The sequence below is a fragment of the Nonomuraea sp. NPDC003754 genome (assembly GCF_053605785.1).
On record NZ_JBSGJX010000028.1, the window covers coordinates 1 to 24,580 of the forward strand.

Annotated in this window: 26 protein-coding genes and 1 pseudogene; 12 read left to right on the forward strand and 15 right to left on the reverse strand. The window is 72.8% G+C overall.

The window, feature by feature from the left end; genetic code table 11:
• From ACWEVS_RS29640 to ACWEVS_RS29650, 3 genes are all read left to right on the forward strand, one after another.
• A partial coding sequence (locus tag ACWEVS_RS29640) for a sensor histidine kinase (RefSeq protein WP_452554180.1) occupies window positions 1-1,107 on the forward strand: 1,107 nt, incomplete at its 5' end.
• A gap of 102 nt (window positions 1,108-1,209) precedes the next feature.
• On the forward strand, window positions 1,210-2,055 hold the full coding sequence (locus ACWEVS_RS29645; RefSeq protein WP_452554181.1) for a universal stress protein: 846 nt from the start codon (window positions 1,210-1,212) through the stop codon (window positions 2,053-2,055).
• A gap of 97 nt (window positions 2,056-2,152) precedes the next feature.
• Complete coding sequence (locus ACWEVS_RS29650; RefSeq protein WP_452554182.1) at window positions 2,153-3,256, forward strand: sulfite oxidase; 1,104 nt, start codon at window positions 2,153-2,155, stop codon at window positions 3,254-3,256.
• Window positions 3,257-3,319: 63 nt separating this feature from the next.
• Here ACWEVS_RS29650 and ACWEVS_RS29655 read toward each other — a convergent pair whose 3' ends face one another.
• Entirely contained in the window at window positions 3,320-4,156 is an 837-nt protein-coding gene (locus tag ACWEVS_RS29655; RefSeq protein ID WP_449923880.1) for a universal stress protein, read from the reverse strand.
• Between the two features lie 233 nt (window positions 4,157-4,389).
• Between ACWEVS_RS29655 and ACWEVS_RS29660 the strand changes: the two genes are divergently transcribed.
• Complete coding sequence (locus ACWEVS_RS29660; protein WP_452554183.1) at window positions 4,390-5,106, forward strand: DUF6544 family protein; 717 nt, start codon at window positions 4,390-4,392, stop codon at window positions 5,104-5,106.
• Between the two features lie 8 nt (window positions 5,107-5,114).
• Here the strand turns inward: ACWEVS_RS29660 and ACWEVS_RS29665 are convergent, their stop codons facing one another.
• A complete protein-coding gene (locus ACWEVS_RS29665; protein WP_452554184.1) occupies window positions 5,115-6,200 on the reverse strand; it encodes an acetate/propionate family kinase in 1,086 nt (361 codons plus the stop codon).
• A gap of 96 nt (window positions 6,201-6,296) precedes the next feature.
• Here ACWEVS_RS29665 and ACWEVS_RS29670 point away from each other — a divergent pair, with 96 nt between their 5' ends.
• Window positions 6,297-7,142, forward strand: coding sequence for a universal stress protein (locus ACWEVS_RS29670; RefSeq protein ID WP_449923872.1), 846 nt, complete (start codon window positions 6,297-6,299; stop codon window positions 7,140-7,142).
• 108 nt (window positions 7,143-7,250) lie between these two features.
• Here ACWEVS_RS29670 and ACWEVS_RS29675 read toward each other — a convergent pair whose 3' ends face one another.
• Window positions 7,251-7,478, reverse strand: a complete 228-nt coding sequence (locus ACWEVS_RS29675) for a winged helix-turn-helix domain-containing protein (RefSeq protein WP_452416255.1) — start codon at window positions 7,476-7,478, stop codon at window positions 7,251-7,253.
• Between the two features lie 79 nt (window positions 7,479-7,557).
• Here ACWEVS_RS29675 and ACWEVS_RS29680 point away from each other — a divergent pair, with 79 nt between their 5' ends.
• The 4 genes and pseudogenes from ACWEVS_RS29680 (at window position 7,558) to ACWEVS_RS29695 (ending at window position 11,464) form a co-directional block, all read left to right on the forward strand.
• Entirely contained in the window at window positions 7,558-9,906 is a 2,349-nt protein-coding gene (locus ACWEVS_RS29680; RefSeq protein WP_452554185.1) for a phosphoketolase family protein, read from the forward strand.
• Window positions 9,907-9,915: 9 nt separating this feature from the next.
• Window positions 9,916-10,566, forward strand: a complete 651-nt coding sequence (locus tag ACWEVS_RS29685) for a CBS domain-containing protein (protein ID WP_449923862.1) — start codon at window positions 9,916-9,918, stop codon at window positions 10,564-10,566.
• A 69-nt stretch (window positions 10,567-10,635) separates the two neighbouring features.
• Window positions 10,636-10,725, forward strand: a pseudogene (locus ACWEVS_RS29690) (hypothetical protein); the annotation flags it as partial.
• Window positions 10,726-10,936: 211 nt separating this feature from the next.
• Window positions 10,937-11,464 (forward strand): Kae1-like domain-containing protein, encoded by a 528-nt coding sequence (locus ACWEVS_RS29695; protein WP_452554252.1) that lies wholly within the window; start codon window positions 10,937-10,939, stop codon window positions 11,462-11,464.
• Between the two features lie 128 nt (window positions 11,465-11,592).
• Here the strand turns inward: ACWEVS_RS29695 and ACWEVS_RS29700 are convergent, their stop codons facing one another.
• The 3 genes from ACWEVS_RS29700 to ACWEVS_RS29710 all read right to left on the reverse strand — a co-directional run bounded on the left by ACWEVS_RS29700 (window position 11,593) and on the right by ACWEVS_RS29710 (window position 15,603).
• Window positions 11,593-12,282, reverse strand: a complete 690-nt coding sequence (locus ACWEVS_RS29700) for a CBS domain-containing protein (RefSeq protein ID WP_452554186.1) — start codon at window positions 12,280-12,282, stop codon at window positions 11,593-11,595.
• Window positions 12,279-12,869: a CBS domain-containing protein gene (locus ACWEVS_RS29705; RefSeq protein ID WP_449923854.1), complete on the reverse strand. Its 591-nt coding sequence runs from the start codon at window positions 12,867-12,869 to the stop codon at window positions 12,279-12,281. The genes ACWEVS_RS29700 and ACWEVS_RS29705 overlap by 4 nt, the downstream gene beginning before the upstream one ends.
• 169 nt (window positions 12,870-13,038) lie before the next feature.
• Entirely contained in the window at window positions 13,039-15,603 is a 2,565-nt protein-coding gene (locus ACWEVS_RS29710; protein ID WP_452554187.1) for a bifunctional acetate--CoA ligase family protein/GNAT family N-acetyltransferase, read from the reverse strand.
• Window positions 15,604-15,782: 179 nt separating this feature from the next.
• Here ACWEVS_RS29710 and ACWEVS_RS29715 point away from each other — a divergent pair, with 179 nt between their 5' ends.
• On the forward strand, window positions 15,783-16,502 hold the full coding sequence (locus ACWEVS_RS29715; RefSeq protein WP_452554188.1) for a universal stress protein: 720 nt from the start codon (window positions 15,783-15,785) through the stop codon (window positions 16,500-16,502).
• An 8-nt stretch (window positions 16,503-16,510) separates the two neighbouring features.
• Here ACWEVS_RS29715 and ACWEVS_RS29720 read toward each other — a convergent pair whose 3' ends face one another.
• A complete protein-coding gene (locus ACWEVS_RS29720) occupies window positions 16,511-16,855 on the reverse strand; it encodes an STAS domain-containing protein (protein WP_449923843.1) in 345 nt (114 codons plus the stop codon).
• A 41-nt stretch (window positions 16,856-16,896) separates the two neighbouring features.
• Window positions 16,897-17,049 (reverse strand): hypothetical protein, encoded by a 153-nt coding sequence (locus ACWEVS_RS29725; protein WP_449923840.1) that lies wholly within the window; start codon window positions 17,047-17,049, stop codon window positions 16,897-16,899.
• A gap of 243 nt (window positions 17,050-17,292) precedes the next feature.
• Here ACWEVS_RS29725 and ACWEVS_RS29730 point away from each other — a divergent pair, with 243 nt between their 5' ends.
• Window positions 17,293-17,655, forward strand: a complete 363-nt coding sequence (locus ACWEVS_RS29730) for a hypothetical protein (protein ID WP_452554189.1) — start codon at window positions 17,293-17,295, stop codon at window positions 17,653-17,655.
• A gap of 9 nt (window positions 17,656-17,664) precedes the next feature.
• Here ACWEVS_RS29730 and ACWEVS_RS29735 read toward each other — a convergent pair whose 3' ends face one another.
• The 7 genes from ACWEVS_RS29735 to ACWEVS_RS29765 all read right to left on the reverse strand — a co-directional run bounded on the left by ACWEVS_RS29735 (window position 17,665) and on the right by ACWEVS_RS29765 (window position 23,850).
• Entirely contained in the window at window positions 17,665-18,102 is a 438-nt protein-coding gene (locus ACWEVS_RS29735; protein ID WP_452554190.1) for a pyridoxamine 5'-phosphate oxidase family protein, read from the reverse strand.
• A 100-nt stretch (window positions 18,103-18,202) separates the two neighbouring features.
• Window positions 18,203-18,850 carry a helix-turn-helix domain-containing protein gene (locus tag ACWEVS_RS29740; protein WP_449923833.1) on the reverse strand — a complete coding sequence of 216 codons (648 nt, stop codon included), beginning with the start codon at window positions 18,848-18,850 and terminating at the stop codon, window positions 18,203-18,205.
• 201 nt (window positions 18,851-19,051) lie between these two features.
• Window positions 19,052-19,345, reverse strand: a complete 294-nt coding sequence (locus ACWEVS_RS29745; protein WP_449923830.1) for an HAD family hydrolase — start codon at window positions 19,343-19,345, stop codon at window positions 19,052-19,054.
• 151 nt (window positions 19,346-19,496) lie between these two features.
• The gene (locus ACWEVS_RS29750; protein WP_449923828.1) at window positions 19,497-20,204 is read right to left on the reverse strand and encodes a hypothetical protein; all 708 of its coding nucleotides are present in this window, start codon (window positions 20,202-20,204) and stop codon (window positions 19,497-19,499) included.
• A 144-nt stretch (window positions 20,205-20,348) separates the two neighbouring features.
• Window positions 20,349-21,200 (reverse strand): universal stress protein, encoded by an 852-nt coding sequence (locus ACWEVS_RS29755; RefSeq protein WP_449923825.1) that lies wholly within the window; start codon window positions 21,198-21,200, stop codon window positions 20,349-20,351.
• Between the two features lie 98 nt (window positions 21,201-21,298).
• Window positions 21,299-22,519, reverse strand: coding sequence for an MFS transporter (locus tag ACWEVS_RS29760; RefSeq protein WP_354917549.1), 1,221 nt, complete (start codon window positions 22,517-22,519; stop codon window positions 21,299-21,301).
• Window positions 22,516-23,850, reverse strand: a complete 1,335-nt coding sequence (locus ACWEVS_RS29765; protein WP_452554191.1) for a rhodanese-like domain-containing protein — start codon at window positions 23,848-23,850, stop codon at window positions 22,516-22,518. The genes ACWEVS_RS29760 and ACWEVS_RS29765 overlap by 4 nt, the downstream gene beginning before the upstream one ends.
• Window positions 23,851-23,909: 59 nt before the next feature.
• Between ACWEVS_RS29765 and ACWEVS_RS29770 the strand changes: the two genes are divergently transcribed.
• Complete coding sequence (locus ACWEVS_RS29770) at window positions 23,910-24,569, forward strand: ArsR/SmtB family transcription factor (protein WP_452416238.1); 660 nt, start codon at window positions 23,910-23,912, stop codon at window positions 24,567-24,569.
• Window positions 24,570-24,580 lie beyond the last annotated feature (11 nt).

Below are 24,580 nucleotides of genomic sequence, written 5' to 3' on the forward strand. Positions count from 1 at the left end.
GAGACGCGGCGCAGGGAGACGTGGTTGCAGGCCTCCTCGGAGATCACCACCAGCCTGCTGTCGGGGGCCGCCTCGCACGACGTGCTCAGCATGCTGGCGTCGAGCGCCAAGGCGATGACCGACGCCGACGACGTCCTGGTCATGCTGCCCGACGACGCCGGGCAGAACCTGACGATCGAGGTCGCCGAAGGCCGGCAGGCCGAAGATCTCCGCGTCTCCTCGGTTCCCGTGGACGGCAGCGTCACCGGCCATGTCTTCACCACCGGCGAGCCGTTGATCGAGATCAGCTGGCACCTGCCGGCGGAGTCGCCGCTCAGCCGGCTGGGCGCGGGCCCGGCGCTCGTCGTGCCGCTCGGCGCGCCGCAGTCCTTGCGGGGCGTCATCGCCATGGTCAAACGGCCAGGACGGCTGCCGTTCGCCCGCGGTGACCTGGCGATGATGATGGCCTTCTCCGGACAGGCGGCCATCGCGCTCGAACTGGCCGAGACCCGCAGGGACGCCGAACGGCTGCGCCTGCTGGAGGACCGCGACCGCATCGCCAAGGACCTGCACGACGTGGTCATCCAGCGGCTGTTCGCCACGGCCATGACCCTGATGGGCGGGTTGCGGATGGTCGAGCGGCCGGAGGCGGCGGCGCGCGTCCAGCAGGCGGTCGACGACCTGGACGAGACGATCCGGCAGATCCGCTCGACCATCTTCGCCCTCCAGGTCTCCAGGGGGCCGGAGGCGCCCAGCCTCCGCGCCCAGATCGTCGAGATGGTCGAGGACGCCCGCGGCCACCTCGGCTTCATGCCGGGCTTGCGGATGGAAGGCCAGGTGGATCACCAGATTCCCGAGCAGGTGGCCGAGCACCTGCTCGCCGTCCTGCGCGAGACCCTGTCCAACGTGGTACGGCACGCCAAGGCCACCAGGGCGGACGTCGGCGTGATCGTCGCCGACGACACGCTGACCCTCGTCGTCGAGGACAACGGGGTCGGCATCCAGGAGGAGGGCAGGCGTAGCGGGCTGCGCAACCTCGAGGAGCGGGCCGCCCGGTGCGGTGGCGTCATGGAGGTCGGCTCGCCGGCCACGGGCGGCACCCGCATCCACTGGAGCGTGCCGCTGTAGCCGCCCGCTCCCAGGGGCCGAAGGTCACCCGCTTCGGGGACCTCCGCCTCCTCCCGCCTGGCCACGCGGCTGCCAGGCTGAGGGGAGGAGAAGGAGGCTGCCATGACGAACGCGAAGACGATCGTCGCAGGGACGGACGGATCCCAGCCGGCGTCGAGAGCGGTCGAGTGGGCCGCGGCCGACGCGGGCCGCAGGAAGCGCGCACTGAGGATCGTCCACGTGTGCGAACGCTGGGGCGTACCGGAGCAGACAGTGTCGTGCCAGGAGTCGCTGGCGGCCGACGCCGAGCGGGCGCGCCTGGCCGCTCCCGGCGTGCGGGTGACGACGGAGCTGCTGCCCGGACACGTCGTCGAGACGCTCCTGGGCGAGGCCGCCGCCGCCGAGTCGATCGTGCTGGGCAGCAGAGGGCTCGGCGGGTTCGGCGCGCTGCTGCTGGGCTCGGTCGGGCTCGCCGTCGCCGGGCACGCGGACGTGCCGGTCGTCATCGTGCGCGAGCCGGAACGGCCGGAGCACGGCGAGGTCGTGGTGGGCATCGACGGGTCGGAGCACTCCGAGGCGGCCCTGGACTACGCGCTCGAGCAGACGCTCGCGCGGGGCGTCCGGCTGCACACCGTGCACGCCTGGCAGATGCCGGTCACCGCGCCGTACGCGACCGGCTACGGCGACATCGCGGACCGGGTGGCCGAGGACACCGCCGACCTGGTGCGCAAGCGGGTGGCGCGGTGGCGGGACGAGCACGGCCACATCGAGGTCAAGGAGTCGTTCCTGTGCGAGCATCCGGTCGCCGCGCTGGTCGACGCCTCCCGGACGGCCGCCCTGGTCGTGGTCGGGTCCCGGGGAATGGGCGGGCTCGCCTCCGCCGTGCTCGGCTCGGTCAGCCACGGCCTGCTCCACCACGCCCACTGCCCCGTCGCGGTGGTCCGCCCGCGCAAGGAGCCCACCGGCTGACGGCGCCCGGGCCGATCGCGGTCGACCGGGAATTTGCCGTCCGGGAGCTGGACACCCGCTTGCCCGAGGGGGTAGCACGGGACAAGGGGTGGTGGACATGGCCACTGTCGACACATCGGTGAGCCCGCCCGCGCGAGTGGCGGATCCCGGCGAGGGCATCTCGCTGGACGAACTCCGGCTCGCGGCGCGCAACCACGGCATGCCGCTGGAGGCGCTGCGCTACGACGTCACCCCGGTGGGCCTGCACTACCTGCTGATCCACTACGACATCCCGTACCTCGACCCCGGTGAGTGGCGGCTGCGGATCGACGGCCACGTCCGGCACCCGCTGACCCTCGACCTCGCCGAGCTCCAGGCCAGGCCGCAGGTCACCCAGCGCGTCACCATGGAGTGCGCCGGCAACGGCCGGGCCCGGCTCGACCCCCGGCCGATCAGCCAGCCCTGGCTGGACGAGGCGGTCGGCACGGCCGAGTGGACCGGCACCCCGCTGGCGCCGCTGCTGCGCGAGGCGGGCATCCGGGACGGCGGCGCCGACGTGGCGTTCACCGGCGCCGACCACGGCGTCGAACGCGGCGTCGAGCAGGACTACACGCGCGGCCTGCCGCTGGCCGAGGCGCTGCGCGAGGACGTGCTGCTGGTGCACACGATGAACGGGCAGCCGCTGCCGCCGCAGCACGGCGCTCCGCTCCGCCTGCTGGTGCCCGGCTGGTACGGCATGGCCCAGGTGAAATGGCTCGTGCGCGTCTCGGTGCTCGACACGCCGTTCCAGGGCTTCCAGAACGCCACGGCGTACCGGATCAAGCAGGGACCGGACGACGTGGGCGAGCCGGTGACCAGGATCAGGCCGCGTGCGCTCATGCGGCCTCCCGGCTTTCCCGACTTCCAGACCCGCGAGCGCGTCGTCGACCGCGGCGTCCACGAGCTGATCGGCCGGGCCTGGTCGGGGCGGGGAGCGGTGACGCGGGTCGAGGTCAGCGCCGACGGCGGGGCGACCTGGTCGGCGGCCGAGCTGGATCCGCAACCCGGCCGGTACGCCTGGCGGTCCTGGCGGTGGACGTGGCACGCGCAGGAGCCGGGACGCCACGAGCTGTGCGTCAGGGCGCGCGACGCCGCCGGCGACGTCCAGCCGGTCGAGCAGCCGTGGAACCGCCAGGGCATGGCCAACAACCAGGTGCAGCGGGTCCCGGTCCTCGTGCGGTGACGGCCGCCCGCGGACCACCCCACCAGGGAGATCGCCGGACCGCGAGATCACCGGGCCACGAGATCACCGGGCCACGGCCACCGGGCAGCGCGCGCGGTGCAGGACGCCGTGGCTCACTGAGCCGAGCAGCGCGGCGGACTTCACGCCACCGCGGCCCCTGCTGCCCACCACGAGCAAGCCGGCCCGTTTGGCGGCGGTGACCAGGGCGATGATCGGCGGAGCGCACACCAGGTCCTCGATCACCTTCACGTCGGGCCGTTCCGCGCGCCACGGGGCGACCAGGTCACGCAGGGCGCGGGTCTGGGCCTGCAGCGCCGCGTCCCTGTCGAAGGAGATGAAGTGGACGGGGACCTGCCACGCGTGCACGACGCGCAGCGGCACGCGGCGCCGCGCGGCCTCGGTGAAGGCGTGCGCCAGCGCGGGCCTGCTGGCCTCCGAGGCGTCCACCCCCACCACGACCTCGTCGCCGGCCGGCGACGCCTCGCGCGCCACGACCACCACGCCCCGCGCATGGCTGACGACTCCCAGGCTCACCGAACCGAGGACGGCGCCCGCGAGGGCGTTCAGCCCGCGGGTGCCCACCACCAGCTCGGCCGCGTCCTTGGACAGGACGCTCAGCTCGGCCACGGGATGCCCGACGGCCAGCTGGGTCGTCACCGCCAGGCCGGGCCGGTTGTCGCGCACGTCCCTGGCGGTGTGCTCCAGCAGTGCCTGGCCGGCCTTCGTCAGTTCGTCCTGCAGGTTCATGGACGAGAAACGAGGCGTGCTGTAGCGGGCGTAGTCGACGACATGGACGACATGCAGCCGAGCCCCCTTGCGCTCGGCGTCCTCGGCCGCCCATGCGACCGCGACGGCCGCGTCCGGCGAGCCGTCCGTCCCGACAACGATCTGCTCGGTCATGTCACGCCCTCCTTTCCTTCTCCACGGTGCGACCGTTCGGGAGAGAAGGGCAGGGTCGAAGGGCCCTACCCGCGCGGACCAACGGCACCGGCCCCGCGTCCGGCCCCGGCACCCCGCGGGCGGGACGAAAGTCCTGCCCATCGGGGACCTTCGCCCCCAGCCGCGCCACCGTCCGCGCGGTGCCATGGAGCCATGACCGAAGACCGCGCCGTGCCGCCCGTGGCGGACCCGTCATGAGCGTCGTCGTGGCCCCGCCGGGCCTGACCGACCGGGCCAGACACGACTGGGCCGTCCTGCAGACCCCGACGCCCGAGCCGCGCCCGTTCGACCCCGCCGAGGCGCACGCGCTCCCCGACCCCGCCAGGCGCTGGCTCACCCGCGCCGTACGGCCGGGCACGCCCCTGCGGACCTCCGTCGTGCTCGGCAGCCACGGCGCGATCAAACTCGGCACCTCCTGGCGCGACTTCCACGCCCGGCAGGCGCTCGCCCCGCTGACCGGCTACGTCTGGGCGGCCGGCACCCACCTGGTGACCGGCTTCGACCGCTACCTCGACGGGTCGGCGCAGATGCGGTGGCGGCTGCTCGGCCTCTTCCCGGTGATGTCGGACGACGGCCCCGGCGTGGCCCGCAGCGCGCTCGGCAGGCTGGCGGCCGAGTTCGTCATGGTGCCCGCCGTCGCGCTCGACCCCGCGGTGCTGTGGAAGCCGGTCGACGAGCGGCGGGTCGTCGCACGCGTCCACGACCACGACGTGACCCTGACCGTCGCGCCCGACGGCCGTCTGGAGTCGGTCCACCTCTCCCGCTGGCACGAGGATCGCTACGAGAGGTTCACCGCCACGTGCGCGGCCGAGACGACGTCCGGCGGCTTCACGATCCCGGGCGAGCTGCGATGCTCATGGGAGGACGAGGACTTCATCTGGTTCGTCGTGGACCAGGCGATCTTCCGCTGAGCGCCGGCTCAGGCCCGGCCCACCACGTCGATCACCTGGCGGGCGATCTCCCACTCCTCGTCGGTGGGCACGACCACGACCGCCACGTCGGCCTCCGGCGGGGAGACGAAGGTCTCGCCGGCCTGGTTGCGCTCCGGTGAGACGGCGATCCCGAGGCGGTCCAGGCCGGACAGCGCGGCCGCGCGCGTGCCGTCGTCGTGCTCGCCGATCCCGCCGGTGAAGACGATCGCGTCGACCCGGCCGAGGACGGCGTAGTAGGCGCCGACGTACTTGCGGATGCGATAGGCGTACACCCGGCGGGCCAGCACGGCGGCCGGATCGCCCTCGTCGGCCGCCTGCCGTACGCGGCGCATGTCACCGGCTCCGGCCAGCGCCAGCAGGCCGCTGTCGCGGCTGAGGGCGTCCTCGACGTCGCGCACGTCCATGCCCGCGACCCGGGACAGGTAGCCGGGCAGCGCGGGGTCGACGTCGCCCGAGCGGGTGCCCATCACCAGGCCTTCCAGCGGCGTCAGCCCCATCGAGGTGTCGACGCTGCGCCCGCCCGCGACGGCCGTGGCGCTGGCGCCGTTGCCCAGGTGCAGCACGATCAGGTTGACCTCGTCGAGCGGCCGGCCGAGCAGCCGGGCCGCCTCGCGCGAGACGTAGGCGCAGGACGTGCCGTGGAACCCGAAGCGCCGCACGCCCCAGTCGCGGGGGACGGCGTAGGTGTGCGCCTCGGCCGGCAGCGTGTGGTGGAAGGCGGTGTCGAAGACGGCCACCTGCGGCACCCCGGGATAGGCGGCGGCGACGAGGCGGATGCCGGTGAGGTTGGCCGGATTGTGCAGCGGCGCGAGGGGGGTGAGCTCCTCGATCGCCGCCGTCACCCGCTCGTCGACCAGGACGGGCTCGCGGAACCTGGTGCCGCCGTGCACCACGCGGTGACCGACGGCCCTGGGCCTGACGTCCTCCAGGGACTCCAGCATGGCCGAGACCGCCGCCCCGTGGTCGTCGACGTTCTCGGTCAGCCCGCGCCTCAGCCGGGTCCCCTTCTCGACATCGATGACCTCGTACTTCAAGGACGAGGAGCCGGTGTTGAGCACCAGGACGCTGATCACTGGATCACCCTACTTCGGTCCTCCGTGTTCGAGGACCTTCGCCTCTGTCGCTGCGGGGGGCTTCGGCGGTGCGATGGGGAAGACGAAGGAGGAGCCATGATCGTTGCTGGGTTCGACGGTTCGGCCGCGGCGAAGGCCGCCGTGGAGTGGGGCGCCGACGACGCGCTGCGCCTGGGCGTACCGCTGCGGATCGTGTACGCGGTGGACCGCTGGCCGTACCAGATCGCGGCGTTCCCGGCGCAGGAGTGGCCGGACACCCTGATCCAGGCGGGGCAGAAGCTGCTGGCCGAGGCCGAGGCGGTCGTACGGGCGCGCCGGCCCGAGGTGACGGTGGACACGCGGCTGGTCCAGGGCTCTCCCTCGGCCGTCCTGGTCGAGGCCGCGGGCGAGGCGGCCGAGGTCGTGGTCGGCAGCAGGGGCCTGGGCGGTTTCACGGGCATGCTGCTCGGCTCGGTCAGCATGCACGTGGCCGGTCACTCGCCCTGCCCCGTGGTCGTGGTACGCGATGCTCCGGAGCCGGCGCGGGGCGAGATCGTGGTGGGCGTGGACGACGCGCCGGGCGGCGAGCCGGCGCTCGCCTACGCGTTCGAGCAGGCGAAGCTGCGCGGCAGCAGGCTGCGCGCGCTGCACGCGTGGGAGCTGCCGGTGCACGTCTACTCTCCCGGGCTCGTCTACGACCTGGACGAGATCAGGGAGCGGCAGCTGAAGGTCGTCGCCGAGACGATCGCCGCCTGCCGGGCGAACCACCCGGAGGTCGAGGTCGTCGAGGACGTCAGGCAGGCGCACCCGGTGCAGGCGCTCACCGAGGCGTCGGCACAGGCCGATCTGGTGGTCGTCGGCAGCCACGGCAGGAACCCCGTGGAGCGGGCGCTGCTCGGCTCGGTCAGCAGGGGCGTGCTGCACCACGCCACCTGCCCGGTCGCCGTCGTCCGCACCGCCTGAGAGCCCCCGGCAGGGCGGCCTCCGTGAAGCTCAGCGCTTCACGGGGGTGCCGGCGTCGATCAGACGGCTTGCTTCATGATGTTGTGGGCGTCGTGGCCGGCGGTGGGTTCAGGCACCGGTGATCCTCCGTAGGACGGCGGTGTAGGTGGCGAACGCGGCCCTGCCCTCGTCGGTGAGGGACAGCGAGGTGCGGGGCCGCTTTCCCACGAAGCCCTTGGACACCTTCACGTAGCCCGCCTCCTCGAGGACGAGCACGTGCTTGGACAGCAGGGAGCCGCTGACCTCGATCGTCTCCTTGAGAAAGCGGAAGTCGGCCCGGTCTGCGGCGGCGAGCAACTCTCATTCACGTAGATGCCTCGCGGTTGAGGACCAAGGTCCCTATCCACGCGGCGGCGGCCGGACGAGTGTGGCGGGTATGAAGGACATCGACGCCTACTGGCGTGCGGCGAACTACCTTTCCGTCGGGCAGATCTACCTGCTGGACAACCCGCTGCTGCGGGAGCCGTTGAGGCCGGAGCACGTCAAGCCCCGGCTGCTGGGTCACTGGGGGACCACACCGGGGCTGAACTTCTGTTTCGCCCATCTCAACCGGATCATCGCCGAGCGTGACCAGGAGATGATCTATGTCGTGGGCCCGGGGCACGGGGGGCCGGCGGCGGTGGCGCACGCCTGGCTGGAGGGCTCCTACAGCGAGCGGTATCCGGACGTCTCGCAGGACGAGGCGGGGATGCGGCGGCTGTTCCGCCAGTTCTCCTTCCCCGGCGGCGTCCCCAGCCACGTCGCGCCGGAGACGCCCGGCTCGATTCACGAGGGCGGCGAGCTCGGTTACTCCCTGGCGCACGCCTACGGCGCCGCCTTCGACAACCCGGACCTCGTCGTCGCCTGCGTGGTGGGGGACGGCGAGGCGGAGACCGGCCCGCTGGCGGCCAGCTGGCACTCGGGCAAGTTCCTCGACCCGGCGCGGGACGGTGTGGTGCTGCCGATCCTGCACCTGAACGGCTACAAGATCGCCAACCCGACGGTGCTGTCCCGGATCCCCGAGGCTGAGCTGCTGAAGCTCATGGAGGGGTACGGCTACCGCCCGCACGTCGTCGGCCCGTCCCACGAGGAGATGGCCGCGACGCTCGACGTGGTCTTCGACCAGATCCGCGACTTCAGGGACGGGCAGGCCGGCCGGCCACCGATGATCGTGCTGCGGACGCCGAAGGGCTGGACGGGACCCGCCGTCGTGGACGGCGTCCAGGTCGAAGGCACCTGGCGCGCCCACCAGGTGCCGCTCGCCCAGGTGCGCGAGAACCCCGAGCACCTGGCGCTGCTGGAGGAGTGGATGCGCTCCTACCGGCCCGAGGAGCTGTTCGACTCCGGAGGACGGCCGATGCCGGAGGTGCTGGCGACCGTCCCGCGCGGAGAGCGCAGGATGAGCGCCAGCCCGCACGCCAACGGCGGCGAGCTCCTCACCCCGCTGCGCCTGCCCGACTTCAGGGACTACGCGGTGGAGGTGGCCGAGCCCGCCACGCGGACCAGCGAGCCCACCCGCGTCCTCGGCGGTTTCCTGCGCGACGTCATCGCCCGCAACCCGCGCACCTTCCGGCTGATGGGCCCGGACGAGACCGCCTCCAACCGGCTGTCGGCCGTCTTCGAGACCACGAACCGGGCATGGAACGCCATCCTGCTGCCCGGCGACGACCATCTGGCCCCCGACGGGCGTGTCATGGAGGTGCTGAGCGAGCACCTGTGCCAGGGCTGGCTGGAGGGCTATCTGCTGACCGGCAGGCATGGCCTGTTCACCTGCTACGAGGCGTTCATCCACATCGTGGACGCGATGTTCAACCAGCACGCCAAGTGGCTGCAGACGGCCAGGCGGATCCCGTGGCGGCGGCCGGTGGCGTCGCTGAACTACCTGCTGTCGTCGCACGTGTGGCGGCAGGACCACAACGGTTTCTCCCACCAGGATCCGGGGTTCCTGGACGTGGTGGTCAACAAGAAGGCCGACGTGGTGCGGGTGTACCTGCCGCCGGACGCCAACACGCTGCTGTCGGTCGCCGACCACTGCCTGCGCTCGCGCGACTACGTCAACGTGGTCGTCGCCGGCAAGCAGCCGGTGCTGGACCTGTTCACCATGGAGGAGGCGATCGTCCACTGCACCCGCGGTCTCGGCATCCTGCCGTGGGCCTCCACCGACGCCGGGGCCGAACCGGACGTGGTGCTGGCCTGCGCGGGCGACGTGCCGACGATGGAGACGCTGGCCGCGGCGGCGATCCTCCGGGAGCGGCTGCCGCGGCTGAAGGTGCGGGTGGTCAACGTCGTCGACCTGATGCGGCTGCAGCAGCCGTCGGAGCATCCGCACGGCATGTCGGACGCCGAGTTCGACGCGCTGTTCACCACCGACCGGCCGGTGATCTTCAACTTCCACGGCTACCCGTGGCTGATCCACCGGCTCACCTACCGGCGGCACGGGCACGCCCATATGCACGTGCGCGGCTACAAGGAGGAAGGCACCACGACCACGCCGTTCGACATGGCCATGCTCAACGACATCGACCGCTACCACCTGGTCATGGACGTCATCGACCGCGTCGAGGGCCTCGGCACCGCCCAGGCGCATCTGCGCCAGGACATGGCCGAGGCGAGGCTGCGCGCCCGCGCCTACACCCGCGAGCACGGCGAGGACCCGCCCGAGATCCGGGACCTAAGGCCTGGCCTGGCGGGACGTTCGCCGCTGCCGCCGCGGACCGCGGACGAGCAGGCTGGTAGCCGACCCTAGGAGGAAACCATGGCCATTCAAGTCCAGGACGTCATGGGCCGTGTCGCCATCGCCGTGCTGGAGAGCGCGACGTTCGCCGACATCGTGGCGGCGATGAAGCGTTACGCCGTGGGAGCGGTCACCGTCATCGACGCCGACCGCCGCCCGGTGGGCGTCGTCTCGCAGGACGACCTGCTCCTGAAGGAGATCGACACGGTACGGCACCCCACCTCCATCTTCGAGAGCGCCACGACCCGGGCCGAGCACAAGAAGGCCGCGGGCAGGACCGCCACCGAGCTGATGACCACGCCCGCGATCACCGTCACCCCCGGCACCCTCGTCAAGGACGCCGCCAGGATGATGCACGACAGCCGCATCAGGCAGCTGCCCGTGATCGACGCGGTCACCGGGCGCATGGTCGGCACCCTCCACGAGGCCGACGTGCTGCGCGTCTTCATCCGCCCGGCCGAAGAGCTGGAGGCGGAGGTCAGGCAGCTGATCGGCGCCGGTTTCACGATCACCGTCCACAAGGGGGTCGTCACGGTCGGCGGCCACGTCGAACGCGCTTCGCAGGCCATCGCGCTCGTCGAGCAGATCAGGCGGCTGGAAGGCGTCGTGGACGTGGTCCCCGAGCTGACCTTCCCGCGCGACGACCTCTACCTCGTCCCGCCCCTGATGTGAGAGGTCCCCGGTGAGCACCAGGAACGCCGTCGGCACGGCGGACACCACCGAGTGGGAGGCGCCGGTCCCGTGCTCGGCCCGCATCTCGGCGACCTGGAGGACGACGCGACGCTGGACGCCTTCGACAGGAAGCTGACGTGGCTGCGCGACGTCCACGGCATCGAACCCGAACTGGCCGCGCACGATCTGCATCCCGGATACGTGTCCACCACGCTGGGCCCAGCGGTGGCCGCGCCGCGTCGCCGTCCAGCACCACCACGCGCACGTCGCGGCGGTCGCGGCCGAGCACGGGCTGCCCGGTCCCTTCCTCGGCCTCGCCTACGACGGAGTCGGGCTCGGCGACGACGGCACGTTCTGGGGCGGCGAGCTGCTGCTGGCCCACTACACCGGATACCGGCGGCTGGGCCGCTTCTCGCACGCGCCGATGCCCGGCGGCGTGGCGGCCGTCCGCCGGCCCGCCCGCATGGCGCTCGGCTATCTCATCGGCGGAGAGACCGCCCACCCTGCGCCGGTGCCGGGCGACCTGGCCACCGACGCGGCGATCGTCAGGAACCTCATCGCGCGCAACGCCAGATGCCCGGTCTCCTCGAGCGCGGGTCACCTCTTCGCCGCCGCAGCGGCGCTGCTCGGCCTCTGCGACATCACCACCTTCGAGGGCGAGGCCGCCCTCAGGCTCGAACAGTGCGCCACCGGTACGGCCGAGCCGCTCGCCTGGCGGCTCGACCGCAGGGCCGGGCTGTGGGTGTACGACGGCGTCGCGACCCTGCGGAACCTGCTGGCCCGCCTGGAGTCGGCGGGCTTCGACCCGTACATCGGCGAGCGGATCCCGGTCAACGACGGCGAGATCAGCTTCGGCCAGGCCGCGATCGCCGCCGCCCGGTCAGCGTCCTGGTCCTGACTGACGCCGCCCAGCAGGCGTTCGTTGTCTCTGGGGTCCGCCGGTCAGACGCCGCCGGTCAGGCGCCGCTGGTCAGGCGCCGCTGGTCAGGCGCCGCTGGTCAGGCGCCGCTGGTCAGGCGCCGCTGGTCAGGCGCCGTCCCATGTCGGCAGGTCGGCCGCCCCGACGTCGTCGCGCCCCCACGTCACCTGGTCGTGGACGGCGACCACGCCGTCGACGTTCTCGGCGTCGCGAACCGCGAGGAGCGCCTCGCTGAGCGTGCCGGTCGTGCCGGTCATCGTGACCACGCCCTGCTCGACGACGACGTCGACCCGCGCCGCGGTGCGCGCCCCCAGCGCCCTGACGACCTCGGCCCTGATGTCCTCGTCCCGGCGGACGAACACCTTGAGCAGGTCGCGCCGGCTGACGACGCCGACGAGCCGGCCGTCGGCGTCCACGACGGGCAGCCGCTTGACCCCGCGGGCGTCCATCAGCCGGGCGGCGCTCACCACGGAGGATCCGGGTGTCGTGACGACCGCGGGAGAGGTCATCAGCTCGCGGGCGGTCTCGCCGGTCGCCTTGCGCGGGGTGCCCGTGCGGTGGCGCAGCCGTGCGCGCAGTGGCGGCCGGTAGACGTCGCCGTAGTAGCGCTCCTTGAACTCCTGCTTGCACAGCAGATCGGCCTCCGACACGACGCCGAGCACATGGCCGCTGTCGTCGACGACCGGGACGCCGCTGACGCCCCGCGCGATGAGCAGCTCGGCGATCACATGGAAGGGGGCGTCGGCTTCGACGGCGGCGACGCCGGTGGTCATCACGTCCTGGACGGTGGCCCTCATGGCGCGCTCCTGCGGGTGACCCGGACGATGCCGGGGACGGTTCTGGCGATCACGTCGGCGACGTCGTCGGCGGGGCCGGCCAGTTCGGCGATGCCGTCCTGGACGTTCACCCCGTCGCCGGGGTACCGAGGGTACTGCTCCCGCAGCGCCGCGAGCACGTCGTCGCGCAGCATCGAGTCGGGGCGGGCGAGCAGCGCCATCAGGTCGCGCCTGCTGACGATGCCGACCAGCGCGTCGCCGCGGATCACCGGCAGGCTCTTGACCCGCTGGCCGACCATGAGCTCGATGGCGGTGGTGACGTCCGTGTTCTCCGTGACGGTGATCACCTTGCCGGTCATCACCTCGCCGACGGTCGACGGCGGGGGCTCGGCCGACCCGTGGACGGGCAGGGCGTGCGCTCGCGGGTCGGGGTCGAACTCGCCGCGAAGCAGATCCAGCTCGCTGACGATGCCGATCACCCGGCCCGCCTCGTCTACGACGGGAGCGGCGGTGATGTCGTGCCCGTGGAGGAGACGGATGGCCCGCCGCACCAGGTCGGTGCGGCGGACGGTGACCACGGGACTGGTCATGACCTCGCGGACGAACATGGCTACCGGCCACCCCGGGCAGGGCTGTCGTCCTCGGCCGAGGCCAGGTCGTCGACCGCGTCGACCATGTCGTTCACTCTGGTGCGCATGATGGCTCCTCCCCATCTCCATCCCAGGCCCGGAAGGGCGGGTGCTGTAGGGTCCGAAGTCCCTGCGTGTCCGCCGTTGGTCAGCGCAGGCGGCGGCGCAACGGCGAGGGCCGGTCCTCGGGCGGGGCCAGCCTGATCCGGGCGTCGACCGTGGCCGCGCCCCGCTCGGTCACGATGACCGGGTTGAGGTCGAGCTCGGCCACCTCGGGCAGGTCGTCCAGCAGCCGGCTCACGCGGGCGATCTGGTCGGTCAGGGCGGCGACGTCCACCGGCGCGGCGCCGCGGTAGCCGTACAGGAGGGGCGCGCAGCGCAGCTCGCCGACCAGCTCCGCGGCCGCGGCCGCGCTCAGCGGCGGCACCCTGAAGGCGCGGTCGGCCAGCAGGTCGGCGGCGATCCCGCCCATGCCCACCATGACCAGCGGCCCGAACGCGGGATAGCTGACGCCGCCGACGATGATCTCCACTCCGGCCGGCAGCTGGCGCTGGACGATCGCGCCGGTCATGCCCTCGACGGTGGCGGCCATCTCGAGGTAGGCCTGCCGTACCTCCTGCCGGGTCCGCAGGTTCAGCCGGACGCCGCCGGCGTCGCTCTTGTGCACCGGCCCCACGGCCTTGAGCACGGCGGGCAGGCCGGTTCGGCCGGCCGCATCGGTGGCGGCCTGCGGACCGTCGGCGGGCAGCGACTCGCACACGCTGATGCCGTAGCAGCCGAGCAGCCGGGCGGCGGCCGCGGGGGAGAGCCACCCCTCGGGCTCGCCGCGCACGATCTTCCGGGCGGTCTCGACGTCGGCGGCCGGCAGCTCGCCGACCGGTTCGGGCTTCCACTCGGCGTACTGAACGGCGTGGGCGAGCGCGGCCAGGGCCTGCTCGGGGAAGGCGTAGGCGGGCACGCGCCCGTCGATCAGCCCGCCGTGCCCCATGACACAGGCCAGGACGGTGTTGGTCGCCGATCGGGTGGCGGCCGCGATGGCCTCGCGGGTGGCCTCCAGGCCGGATCCGAAGGGAGGGGTGTAGACGACGAGAACGGTGTCCACCTCGGGGCTGGTCGCCAGGGCCGCCACGGCCGCGCCGAGCTGCCGCGCGCTCGCCTCGGCGGTGAGATCCACGGGATTGCCCAGCGCGGCGGCCGGCGGTCCGTCCACCAGCCCGGCCGGCAGCTCGGGGACGACCAGCCCGTACCGCTCGCAGGCGTCGGCCGCCATGGCCTCGGGGCCGCCGCTGTTGCCGACGATCGCCACGCGCCTGCCCCGCGGCAGCGGCTGGTGGGACAGCAGCCTGGCGGTGTCGACCAGGTCCTGCAGCGTGTCGAGCCGGATGACGCCGGAGGCGCGGACCAGGGCGTCGACCGCGATGTCCGGGGTGGCGGCGGCCGCGGTGTGCGAGCGCACCGCCCTGCCGCCCGAGTCGGACCGGCCGCTCTTGACCAGCAGGATCGGCTTGGCGGCCGACACCCTGCGGGCGATGCGGGTGAACCTGCGCGGGTTGCCGAACGACTCCAGGTACAGCGCGATCACCGAGGTGGCGGCGTCGTCGGCCCAGTACTCCAGCAGGTCGTTACCGCTCACGTCCGCCTTGTTGCCGACCGAGACGAAGGTCGAGACGCCGAGCTGGTCCAGCAGGGCCGCGCCGATCGCGCCCGACTGCGACATCAGGCCCACGGGTCCCTTCTCTGGCCGGCGGTCCATGAAGGTGGCGTGCAGGCCGATGGCGGTGTTCGCGATGCCCAGGCAGTTGGGGCCGATCAGGCGCATGCCCGCCGTACGGCAGACCTTCAGCAGGTCCTGCTCGGCCTCGCGGTCGCCGCTCTCGGCGAAGCCCGCGGTCAGCACCACCAGCCCGGCGACCTGGGCCTCCGCACACTCGCGGGCGACCTCCGGCACGCGCGCCGCGGGTACGGCCACGACGGCCACGTCCACCTCGCCCGGGATGGCCAGCACGCTGGGGTAGCAGCCGGGGTCTCGCGGATTGACCGGGTAGACCGGTCCTTCGAAGCCGCCCTTGACCAGGTTGTCCAGCACGCGGCGCCCGATCGCGCGGGGATCACGGCTGGCGCCGATCACCGCCACCGAACGGGGTTCGAGCACCCGGGTGATCGAGGCGCGCTCGGCGGCGTGGTCCCGCGCCTCGATGGTGGCCGCCAGCCTGCCGGTCGGCGCGAGGGAGATGCGGATCTGCGTGACGCTGCCGTCGACGTGCCGCCTGACGTCGAGCCCGAGGTCGTTCAGGACCCGCAGCATCCGCACGTTCTCCGACAGGACCTCCGCGCTCAGCTCCTTGACACCGTGGTCGGCGGCGTCGAGGGCGGCGTGCTCCAGGAGCAGCGTGCCCAGCCCGTTGCCCTGGGCGGCGTCGTCGATCAGGATGGCCAGGTCGGCGAGGCCGTTAGTGAGAGGAATGCACTCGACGACCGCCACCAGCCGCCCCCGCAGGGTCGCCACCAGCGCGTGACCGCCGTAGCCGTCGTCGGTGACCGTGTCCATGTAGGCGTGGGCCGTGGTCCGGCCGCTGGAGAAGAATCGCAGGTAGGCCGAGCGCGGGGAGGACCGGTCGACCAGCTCGTGCAACGCCTGCCGGTCGGAGGGCGCGAGCGGGCGCACATGGGCGATGTCGCCGTCACGCAGCAGCACGTCATAACCGTCAGTCATCGTGAACCTCTCCCAGGGCTCGGCATGGTGCGTGGCGCACCTCCCGCTGACGACACTTCCGCAGGCCGGAGCCGGCCGGGAGTGCCGGAGTACCTGCGCGCAGGGGGCGAAAGTCCCTAGTCGCCGGGGCCCGGCGCCGACGAGGCTGGCGGTATGACGCACAGAGTGAGGGCACGGCCATGAACGTCGTCGTGGGCTATGACGGGTCCGACTACTCCATGCAGGCCCTGGACTGGGCCATGGACGAGGCCGAGCTGCGCAGGCTGCCGCTCACCGTCGCCCACGCCTGGCAGTGGCCGTACGGCGAGGCCGACGAGGAGGCCAAGCTCCACCTGCGCAAGGCCGCCGAGCACGTGCTGTGGCACGGCGCCGACTGCGCCAGGCACGTCAGCTCGGTCGGCAAGGTCGAGACCGACCTGTACGAGGGGAAGGCGGCTGAGCGGCTCGTCACGCTGTCCGGCGAGGCCGACCTGGTCGTCGTCGGCTCGCGCGGCCTGGGCGGGCTCCCGCTCGCCGTCCTGGGCTCGGTGGCCACCCAGGTGGCGACGTACGCGAGCTGTCCCGTCGTCGTGGTCCGCGGTCCGGGCCCGCTGCCGTCGATCGCGCATCCCGGCCCCGTCGTGGCGACCGAGGCCGAGGAGGCCGTCCTGGAGTTCGCCTTCAGGGAGGCGTCGCTGCAGCGGCTGTCCGTGCTCGCCCTCGCACCGCTTCCCGCGACATGGCGGGAGCGATACCCCGAGGTCCCGGCGCACACCGGGACCGAGCCACCGCGGGACGCCAGCCTGCTGGTGGTGGGCCGCCCCCGGCGTGGAGAGCTCGGCCGTCTCGCCGGCACGCTGCTGCGCGACGCCCGCTGCCCGGTCGCCGTCGTCCCGGTGACGCGAGAGGCCACGTCGTGAGCGGCCGGTCACCCGGTGTCGAAGCGCCGGTCGAGACCGGTGATCCGGATGATCCGCGCGACGTGGCCGGGAACGTTGGCCAGTCGCAGGCGGCCACCCACGCCGCGCGCCCGGTCATCGCCGCGGATCAGCGCGGTCAGCCCGCTGGCGTCCAGGAAGGTGACGTCGTGCAGATCGAGGACGACGTCGGGACGTGACCGGCTCAGCACGTCGGCCAGCAGGCCCTCCAGCCGGCCCGCCGTGGCGATGTCCACCTCGCCACGGCAGGTGACCGTCGTGCTCCCGCCGTCAGGCCGGTACGACAGCTCGAACGGGGCGTGCCGCCGGTGCTGCCCGGCGGGGTCGGTCCTCATCTGAGTCCTCGGCGGCGTGCGCTCGTGGGACGCCGGCCACATCAGGAACCGGTCAGGTTCCGCTGGAGGGCGGCGGTTTCCAGCTCACGTCTGAGCGTCTCCACCTGCTCCTCCAGCGTTCTCACGCGTCTTCTCAGGGCGGCCAGCTCCGCTTCGAACGGGCTGGCGGCGTAGGTGCCGATCGATCGTGCCATGGCGTGGTGGCCTCTCGGGTGCGTGTCGGGCGTCACAGGGTTTTCCTGCCCCCCTCGTTCAAGCGTGCTGGCTCGGTGACATGAACGGCAGGGCCGAAAGTCCCTCGACGTCCGCCGGCCGACCTGTCGGGAGGGTTCGCGCAGGTGCCGGTGGTGCGGGTTCGGAGGGAAGAGGTCTTATGGCCCTACCGCCCCCGGACTCGCCCTGAGAATGTCGTTGCGGAGCGGGAGGTGGGCAAGAGCATGGGGTTGACCTGGAAAGACGCCGGAGCCACAGTGCTGGCCGGGGCGAACGTGGCCGTCTACGCCGCCTTTCTCTGCGGGGCGCAGGTGCCCGTGGTCCGCACCGTGGGCGGGGCCGCCGCGACGATCGTGCTGGTGGGCCTGGTCGGGGGCTGCGCGCTGGGCAGGGTCGACCGCGACGCCAGGCCCCGCTCGCCCGCCACGCTGTTCTACACGGTCCTGGCCCGCGTGCTGGGAGTCGTCGCGCTCGTGTCGACCGCCATGGTGCTGGTCACCGCCAGCGAGCTGGCCCTCGCGGCGCTCTTCGCCGCCACCATGGCGCTGTGGCTCGGCGCCAGGGTGCGCAACGCGATGGCCCCGTAGTCCCGGCTGTCACGAGTGGGCGTTCGCCGCGCCCGCCGGCTCCGCGATGATCCTGCGCCCCGACACCTGTTCGATGCGGACCACGATGAAGTGGCTCCTGTCTCCCGGCGTCCAGGGGCGGAGCGGCAGCCGCGAAAGCCGAGCCCGCTCGTCGTCGTCCTGTACGGCCCGCGCCCGCCCCACCGCGGTGACCGACCAGCCGGTGTGCGTGTCGCTGTCGAACTCGTCGGCCTCGAATGCCACCACGGCCTGCCTGGTGGCCGCCGCCAGCTTCGACCCGAGGTTGGTCCTGATCACGATGGAGGCGTCGTCGAGGTAGAAGTTGACCGGCTGCACCGCCGGCAGCGCGTGGTCGGTGAAGACGATGCGCCCGATGTCGGCCGACGCCAGCAGCTCGAGACACTCCTCCGTGGAGAGGACTTGAAGGCCGGAGTCGTCTGTCTGCATGACATCCAGCCTGGCCGCTGGGGCGCCGGCCGGTGCAGAGGCGAAAGTCCCGACCTTCCGGGCGTCACGGGCATTCAGCCTTCCGTGGGGCCGAGGCCGTTCAGAGCGCGTGGATGCGCCGCCCGGTGATCTGCGCCGGGACGACGCGGATGTAGAGCTCCCGCTCGCCGCCGGCCCACGGCGTCACGTCGACCTGCGGGACCTGGTCGGGGCTGAGGTGGTGGGCGGCTCCCTGGATGAGCACGCTCCATCCCTCGCGCCTGGCCTCGTCGATCCTGTCCACCTCGAAGCCGATCTTGATGTCCACCCCTTCGAGCCCGGTGCGCAGGTCCTCGTCCATCGGCCCGCCGTACCGGGTTCTGAAGATCACCGAGTCGTCCACGAACTGGTAGTTCACCGGCAGCACGGTGGGCCCGCGCAGCCCGCTGAAGGCGACGCGGCCGATGCCGCCCGGCGCGATGAGCCGCTTGCACTCCTCCTCGTCCAGGACCTCCACCGTCGGACGGGCCGTCGCCGGGCCCTTCCCCGGCGGGCGGTCCGTGCCGCCGCCGAGCAGCTCGTCCACGCTGGTCCCGAGGGCTTCGGCCAGGCGGATGAGCGTCTCCCTCGTGGGTGTCCCTGCGGACTCCTCCAGGTAGCGGAGGTAGCCGGCCGTCAGCATCGTCCGGTCGGCGAGCTGTTCGTAGCTGAGCCCGAGGCGTTCGCGGTGGTGTGCGATGCGGCGTCCGAGGTCGCTTCCCGCGGTCATGGCCACTCCTTGTCGGAAGGTGAAGGTACGGCGTGCGCCACGAAGAAGGCACGTGGCCGTCGGCCCCGGCTCCCCGTGGCGGCCCGGTCGATCAGGCGAGCACCCCGGGCGGGCACCACGGCGCTCGAGTCGAGCCGTGGCCGGTCCGCTCCACGTCGTGGTGGCTGGTCCGCGGGATCAGCTCCGGCTTCGCCTCATAGCCTAACCCGCGGGGTTGAACAGCGGTTCCTCGGCCGGGACCGGTGGCCGAGGGCGTGCCCCGGCCGCGCGCGGTGCCGCGGCCTGCGCCGCGGGCACGTGGAGGAGTTTCGCCGCCCGCAGGAACATGGCGGGATCCGGCTTGCCGGGCAGCGCGAACCTGGCGAGGTCCTCGCCGTCGACCACCACGTCGAACAGGTGCATCAGACCCGCGGACGTGACCACGGCCCTGCCGTGCCGGCTCGCGGAGACGACGGCGGTGAGGCAGCCGCGCCGCCGCAGCTCCCGCAGAAGCACGGCGGAAGGGCGCGGAACGTCCGCGCAGGAAGCCGTCGAAGACGTGCTTCCACGCCGCCGCGTGCAGGCGCGCGGTGTCGGTGACGACCCCGTCGGTGTCGAAGACGGCAGCGCGGATCCTGGTGAGGTCGATGACGGCCATGGCACGACGCTACGTGCGCGCCGGCGGTCCGCACACGGGCGTTGGACCCGTCGCGAGGGAACCTCCGGCCCTGTCGCCGCCGGCGGCACGGTGTTCCGATCGGCCCGCGCGCCTGCTGATCAGCAGGAGCTGCCCGGACGTCGTCACCAGGTCCGCCGCCTTGGCCCGGAGGCCGGACAGCCACCCGGTCGCGCCCGCCGCCGTCCGCAGGGACGTGCGGGCGATCAGCCTGGTACGGCCGTCGCCGAGGTCGCGCAGCACGGCCGAGCGGATGACCGTGGTGCCGCCGGTGTCACGGGTGAGCACCAGCGCCCGCCCCGGCTCGACCCGGGCCACGGTGCAGCCGATCCGCGCCAGCCGTCCGGGCACCGTCACGCCGACCTCCGGCTCGGGGAAGGAATCGGCCGCGAACCCGGTCACCGGCATCAGCCCCGGCTCGGGCCGGGCGCCCGCCGTGAACCCGGTCACCCGCGCCGGTTCCCGCTCGGGCCGGGCGCTCGCCGCGAATCCGGTCACCCGCAGCAGCTCAGGCCACACCGCCTTCGGCGGCGCCTGCAGCGTCACGGCCCTGGTGGCGCGCGGCGCGGCCGTACCCAGGTCGTCACCGGGCATCGGCGCGTACTCCTCGACGATGGTGGCTCCCCAGCGCCGCAGCCACGGACGGGCCGCGAGCACGGCGGCCGCCGCGGCGGCGAGCAGGATCGTCCTGACCTTCATGTCCGCCTCTCCTTCAGTACCGAACCCCGACAGGCCCGGCCGGACCCGCCGCCCGCGCGACCCGTCGGGCCCGTCCCGGCGCACCGGTTCCCGATCGCCCACAGGTCCGCACGGCCCGAGGCCGGAAGCCCCGAGCGGCCCCGGTCACCGCGTTTGACGGATGACCGCCAGCGGCCCCGGGGCGTGATGCAGCATGGCGTGGCTGACCGAGCCGAGCGCCATTCCCGCCAGCCCGCCACGTCCACGCGATCCGACCACCAGCAGATCGGCGGCTCGCGCCGCCGCCCGCAGCGCGTCCACCGGGTGGCCCTGCACGATCTCCTCGATCACCTTGACGTCCGGGTAGCGCTCGCACCAGCCCGCCAGCGCCTCCTTGAGCTGCCTGAACTCGTGCTGCTCGGTCTCGCGCCAGTCGCCCGGCACGGGCTGGATGCCGCCGCCGGTCTCGTACCGGTTCCAGACGTGGACGGCGCGCAGATCGGCCTGGCGCAGCGCCGCCTCCGCGAAGGCGAACTCCAGCACGTGTCCGGACTGCGCGGTGCCGTCGATGCCGACGACGATCTCCCCGTTGGTCACGGCGGGAGACTCCCGCACCACCACGACATCGCAGGAGGCGTGGCCCGCGACGCCGTACGCGACCGAGCCGACCAGCAGCCCGCGCACGGCGCTCAGCCCGTGGTTGCCCACCACGAGCAGCTCCGCCTGCGCGCCCTCACGGATCAGCGCTTCCCGCGGGTCGCCCGGCAGGATCGCCGTCTCCACCGTCAGCGTCGGCTCCAGCCGGCGTGCCCGGTCGGCACCCGCCTCCAGCACCGCCTCGGCGCCCTGGCGCATCCACTGGGCGATCTCCGAGTAGCGGCCATGGTCGGTCTCGCACGCCCATGCGTAGATGGCGTGCGCCACGCGCAGCGGCACACCACGCAGCGCGGCCTCCCGCGCCGCCCAGGCCACGGCCTCCAGACCGGCGCGCGAACCATCGACACCGACCACGATCATGACGACTCCCTGACACGTCTGTCCGTAAGATGACCTTCTCCATGAGACGGCCCGGCGGCGGTCACGCGGTAGTGCCAAAGGTCCTCACTCTGGGCGTCTCACCGTGGCAGGGTCTCCCGCATGCGCACCGCCACCACCACGCCGGAGGCGGCCGTGATGGCGGCGATCACCCAGACGGCCGCGCGGACGCCGTACAGGTCGGCGAGCACCCCGGCGAGCAGGGCGCCCACGGCGAAGCCCCCGTCCCGCCACAGCCGGTAGACGCCCACGGACCTGGCGCGCCACGAGGGATGGGCGACATCGCCCACCGCGGCGAGCAGGGTGGGGTACACCATCGCGGTGCCCGCGCCGATCAACGCGACGGCGAGCAGCCATCCGGTGAAGTCGTTCACCGAGGCGACGATGCCCAGCGCCAGCGCCTGAACGAGCATGCCGGCGGTGATGAGGTGCTTACGGCCGACGCGGTCGGACAGCGCGCCCGTGAGCATCTGCCCGGCGCCCCAGACGGCAGGCAGCACGGCGGTGAGCACGCCGATCTGCGACAGGCCGAGACCGCCCGCGGCGAACAGCAGGGGGAACAGCCCCCAGGCCAGGCCGTCGTTGAGGTTGTTCACCAGGCCCGCCTGGCTGGCGGCCGACAGGGACGGGTCCTTGAAGCTCGTCGTGAGGAAGATCTGCCACGTTCGCATCTCATGGCCGTGGGCGTGGCTCGCCTCGAGACGCGCGTGCCCGTGCGTCTCCTTCACCAGAAGGGCGGACAGGCCGAGGCCGAGGGCCGCGTAGGCGAGCCCGAGCAGGAAGGGCGCCGGGCGCAGGCCGTACCGCTCGGCGAGGTAGCCGGTGACGAGCGCGGTGAGGGCGACCGCGACATAGCCGGCCGCCTCGTTCAGCCCCATGGCCAGGCCGCGACGCCGCGGGCCGACGAGATCGATCTTCATGATCACTGTCGTCGACCAGGTCAGCCCCTGGTTGACGCCGAGCAGCACGTTGGCGGCGACGACCCACTCCCACGCGGGCGCCCAGATCAGCAGGAGCGGGACGGGCAGCCCGATCAGCCAGCCCGCGACCAGGACGGGCTTCCTGCCGAAGCGATCAGAGAGCGTGCCGGCGAAGAAGTTGCTCGCCGCCTTCGTGGTGCCGAAGGCGACGATGTAGGTGAGGATCGCGGTGTACGCCTGGACGGCGAACGCCTGCTCGGCCAGCAACGGCAGGACCGTCCGCTCCTGCCCGAGCATGCCGCCGACCAGCGCGTTCACGGCCACCAGCAGGACGAACTGGGCGAGGTTGGCGCGCAGCCCGAGCCGGGTCGTCCCGCTCATCGATCGCGCTCCAGGGGCAGGCGGGTGATCCGCGCCCAGTCGTCCGCTCCGCCCGAAAGGATCGCCACGTGCCGATGCCCGGTACGGCGCAGCAGGCTCGCCGCCGTCGCCGCCCGCTCACCGTGGCCGCACATGACCACCAGCGGCTCGTCGCCGATGTCGGCGCCGGACAGCGCGCCGAGCTCCACATGGCGGGCGCCGGGAAGGTGCCCGTCGCGGAACTCGGCGGCCTGGCGCACGTCCAGGACCTGGCTGTCACCGACCTGGTCGGCGCCGACGACGTCGATCGTTCCGGCCGCGCCGCGCGGGACGTCGACGACCTCGCCCATCAGGTTCTCATGGCCGATCTTCAAGGACTGCCAGACGATCTCCTCCGGGTCCTGTTCGGGACCGCGCACGACGACGAACGGCTGGGTGGCGGGCACGATCCAGCCGAGCCAGGTGCCGAACTGCGCGCGCAACGGGATCGAGACCGATCCCTCGAGGTGGCCCCGGGCGAAGTCCAGGACGGGGCGCACGTCGACCACCATGGCCTTGGCGCCGAGCGCCGTGCCGAGGTCGATCGGGCGCAGCGACGGGCGCGAGGTGATGATGCCGGGGCCGCGCCGGTTGATCTCCGGCAGCCGGGAGAAGTAGGCCGGATAGCTGCCCAGCCCCTCGACGAGCCGACGCGCGAAGACCTCCGGATCCGCGATCCGCAGCAAGGGGTTGGCGCGCTTCTCGTCGCCGATCGTGGAGGTGCGCTCGGCGCGGGGAGGCGCCGAGCAGTACGAGCCCGCGCCGTGCGTCGGCCACACGGCGGCCTCGTCGGGCAGCCGGCTCAGCCGTTGCAGGGAGGCGTGCTGGGCCCGGGTCAGCGCCTCGGTCTGATCGGGTGAGACGAGGTCCGTCCGCGCGGCGGAGCCGACGATCAGCGACCCCCCGGTGAACACGCCCAGCGGCGCGTTGCCGTCCAGGAGAAGGAAGGACAGATGCTCCGCCGTGTGGCCCGGCGTCGCCAGGGCGCGCAGCGTCAAGCCGCCCAGGTCGACCTCGTCCCCGTCGCGCAGTGGCCTGTGCGGGAAGTCCCGCCGGCCGGCGGCGGAGGCGAGCACCGTCGCCCCGGCGTCGTGGGCCAGCTGGAGCGAGCCGGACAGGTAGTCGGCGTGCAGATGGGTGTCGGCCGCGAACGCGACGGTCAGGCCGAGCCGGCCGGCGGTACGGTGCACGGCCCGCAGGTCCCTGGGTACGTCCACGGTCAGGGCGCGCCCGTCGCCCAGGTCCACCAGGTACGCGGTGTTGCCGAGACCTTCGTCGACGAGCGGGATCACCTGCGATGGTGAGAAGCCCATGATGTTTCCTCCCTGGGTCTCACTGCTACAATATTCCAAAACTATTTGGAGGACTTTGGATGGGTGACCGGGCACGCAAGTCCCAGCTCTACGAGCAGTTCGCCCGCCTGGGCAAAGCCTTGGCGAACCCGCTGCGTCTCGAGCTGATCGACGTGCTGGCGCAGGGGGAGCGAAGCGTCGAGGACCTGGCCACGGCGTGCGGCCTCAAGCTCAGCAACACCTCCGCGCAGCTCAAGGTGCTCTACTCGACCGGCCTGCTGAAGACCAGGCGGGCAGGCACCCGCGTCTTCTACCGGCTCTCCGACGACTCGGTCCACGCCTTCGTCGAGACGATGAAGGTCCTGGCGGCCTCCTCGCTGGCCGACGTCGAGCGCGCCGCGCGCGAGTACCTGGGAGATGATCGGGACCTGGAGCCGGTGAGCCGTCCGCGGCTGGCCGAGATGCTGGAGACGGGCGAGGTCGTCGTCATCGACGTCCGCCCGGAGACCGAGTTCGCGGCGGGACACATCCCGGGCGCGCTGTCGATCCCGCACGACCAGGTCGCCACCCGGCTGTCCGAGCTGCCGCGGGAGAAGACGATCGTGGCCTACTGCCGAGGACGCTTCTGCGTGATGGCCCCTGACGCGGTGCGCCGGCTTCGCGGGTTCGGGTACGACGCCAGGACGCTCGAGGACGGCCTGCCCGAATGGCGGAACGCCGGGCTGCCGGTGGCCTCCTGAGCGGGACCGCG

Coding starts and splice junctions, on each gene's coding strand:
- ACWEVS_RS29650 (WP_452554182.1), top strand. CDS start 2,153: ATGGCCACTGTCGACACATCGGTGAGCCCGCCCGCGCGAGTGGCGGAT.
- ACWEVS_RS29655 (WP_449923880.1), bottom strand. CDS start 4,156: ATGACCGAGCAGATCGTTGTCGGGACGGACGGCTCGCCGGACGCGGCC.
- ACWEVS_RS29725 (WP_449923840.1), bottom strand. CDS start 17,049: ATGGCACGATCGATCGGCACCTACGCCGCCAGCCCGTTCGAAGCGGAG.
- ACWEVS_RS29740 (WP_449923833.1), bottom strand. CDS start 18,850: ATGACCGCGGGAAGCGACCTCGGACGCCGCATCGCACACCACCGCGAA.
- ACWEVS_RS29720 (WP_449923843.1), bottom strand. CDS start 16,855: ATGAGGACCGACCCCGCCGGGCAGCACCGGCGGCACGCCCCGTTCGAG.
- ACWEVS_RS29685 (WP_449923862.1), top strand. CDS start 9,916: ATGGCCATTCAAGTCCAGGACGTCATGGGCCGTGTCGCCATCGCCGTG.
- ACWEVS_RS29705 (WP_449923854.1), bottom strand. CDS start 12,869: ATGTTCGTCCGCGAGGTCATGACCAGTCCCGTGGTCACCGTCCGCCGC.
- ACWEVS_RS29715 (WP_452554188.1), top strand. CDS start 15,783: ATGAACGTCGTCGTGGGCTATGACGGGTCCGACTACTCCATGCAGGCC.
- ACWEVS_RS29710 (WP_452554187.1), bottom strand. CDS start 15,603: ATGACTGACGGTTATGACGTGCTGCTGCGTGACGGCGACATCGCCCAT.
- ACWEVS_RS29670 (WP_449923872.1), top strand. CDS start 6,297: ATGATCGTTGCTGGGTTCGACGGTTCGGCCGCGGCGAAGGCCGCCGTG.
- ACWEVS_RS29680 (WP_452554185.1), top strand. CDS start 7,558: ATGAAGGACATCGACGCCTACTGGCGTGCGGCGAACTACCTTTCCGTC.
- ACWEVS_RS29735 (WP_452554190.1), bottom strand. CDS start 18,102: ATGCAGACAGACGACTCCGGCCTTCAAGTCCTCTCCACGGAGGAGTGT.
- ACWEVS_RS29730 (WP_452554189.1), top strand. CDS start 17,293: ATGGGGTTGACCTGGAAAGACGCCGGAGCCACAGTGCTGGCCGGGGCG.
- ACWEVS_RS29750 (WP_449923828.1), bottom strand. CDS start 20,204: ATGAAGGTCAGGACGATCCTGCTCGCCGCCGCGGCGGCCGCCGTGCTC.
- ACWEVS_RS29660 (WP_452554183.1), top strand. CDS start 4,390: ATGAGCGTCGTCGTGGCCCCGCCGGGCCTGACCGACCGGGCCAGACAC.
- ACWEVS_RS29760 (WP_354917549.1), bottom strand. CDS start 22,519: ATGAGCGGGACGACCCGGCTCGGGCTGCGCGCCAACCTCGCCCAGTTC.
- ACWEVS_RS29645 (WP_452554181.1), top strand. CDS start 1,210: ATGACGAACGCGAAGACGATCGTCGCAGGGACGGACGGATCCCAGCCG.
- ACWEVS_RS29755 (WP_449923825.1), bottom strand. CDS start 21,200: ATGATCGTGGTCGGTGTCGATGGTTCGCGCGCCGGTCTGGAGGCCGTG.
- ACWEVS_RS29770 (WP_452416238.1), top strand. CDS start 23,910: ATGGGTGACCGGGCACGCAAGTCCCAGCTCTACGAGCAGTTCGCCCGC.
- ACWEVS_RS29765 (WP_452554191.1), bottom strand. CDS start 23,850: ATGGGCTTCTCACCATCGCAGGTGATCCCGCTCGTCGACGAAGGTCTC.
- ACWEVS_RS29700 (WP_452554186.1), bottom strand. CDS start 12,282: ATGAGGGCCACCGTCCAGGACGTGATGACCACCGGCGTCGCCGCCGTC.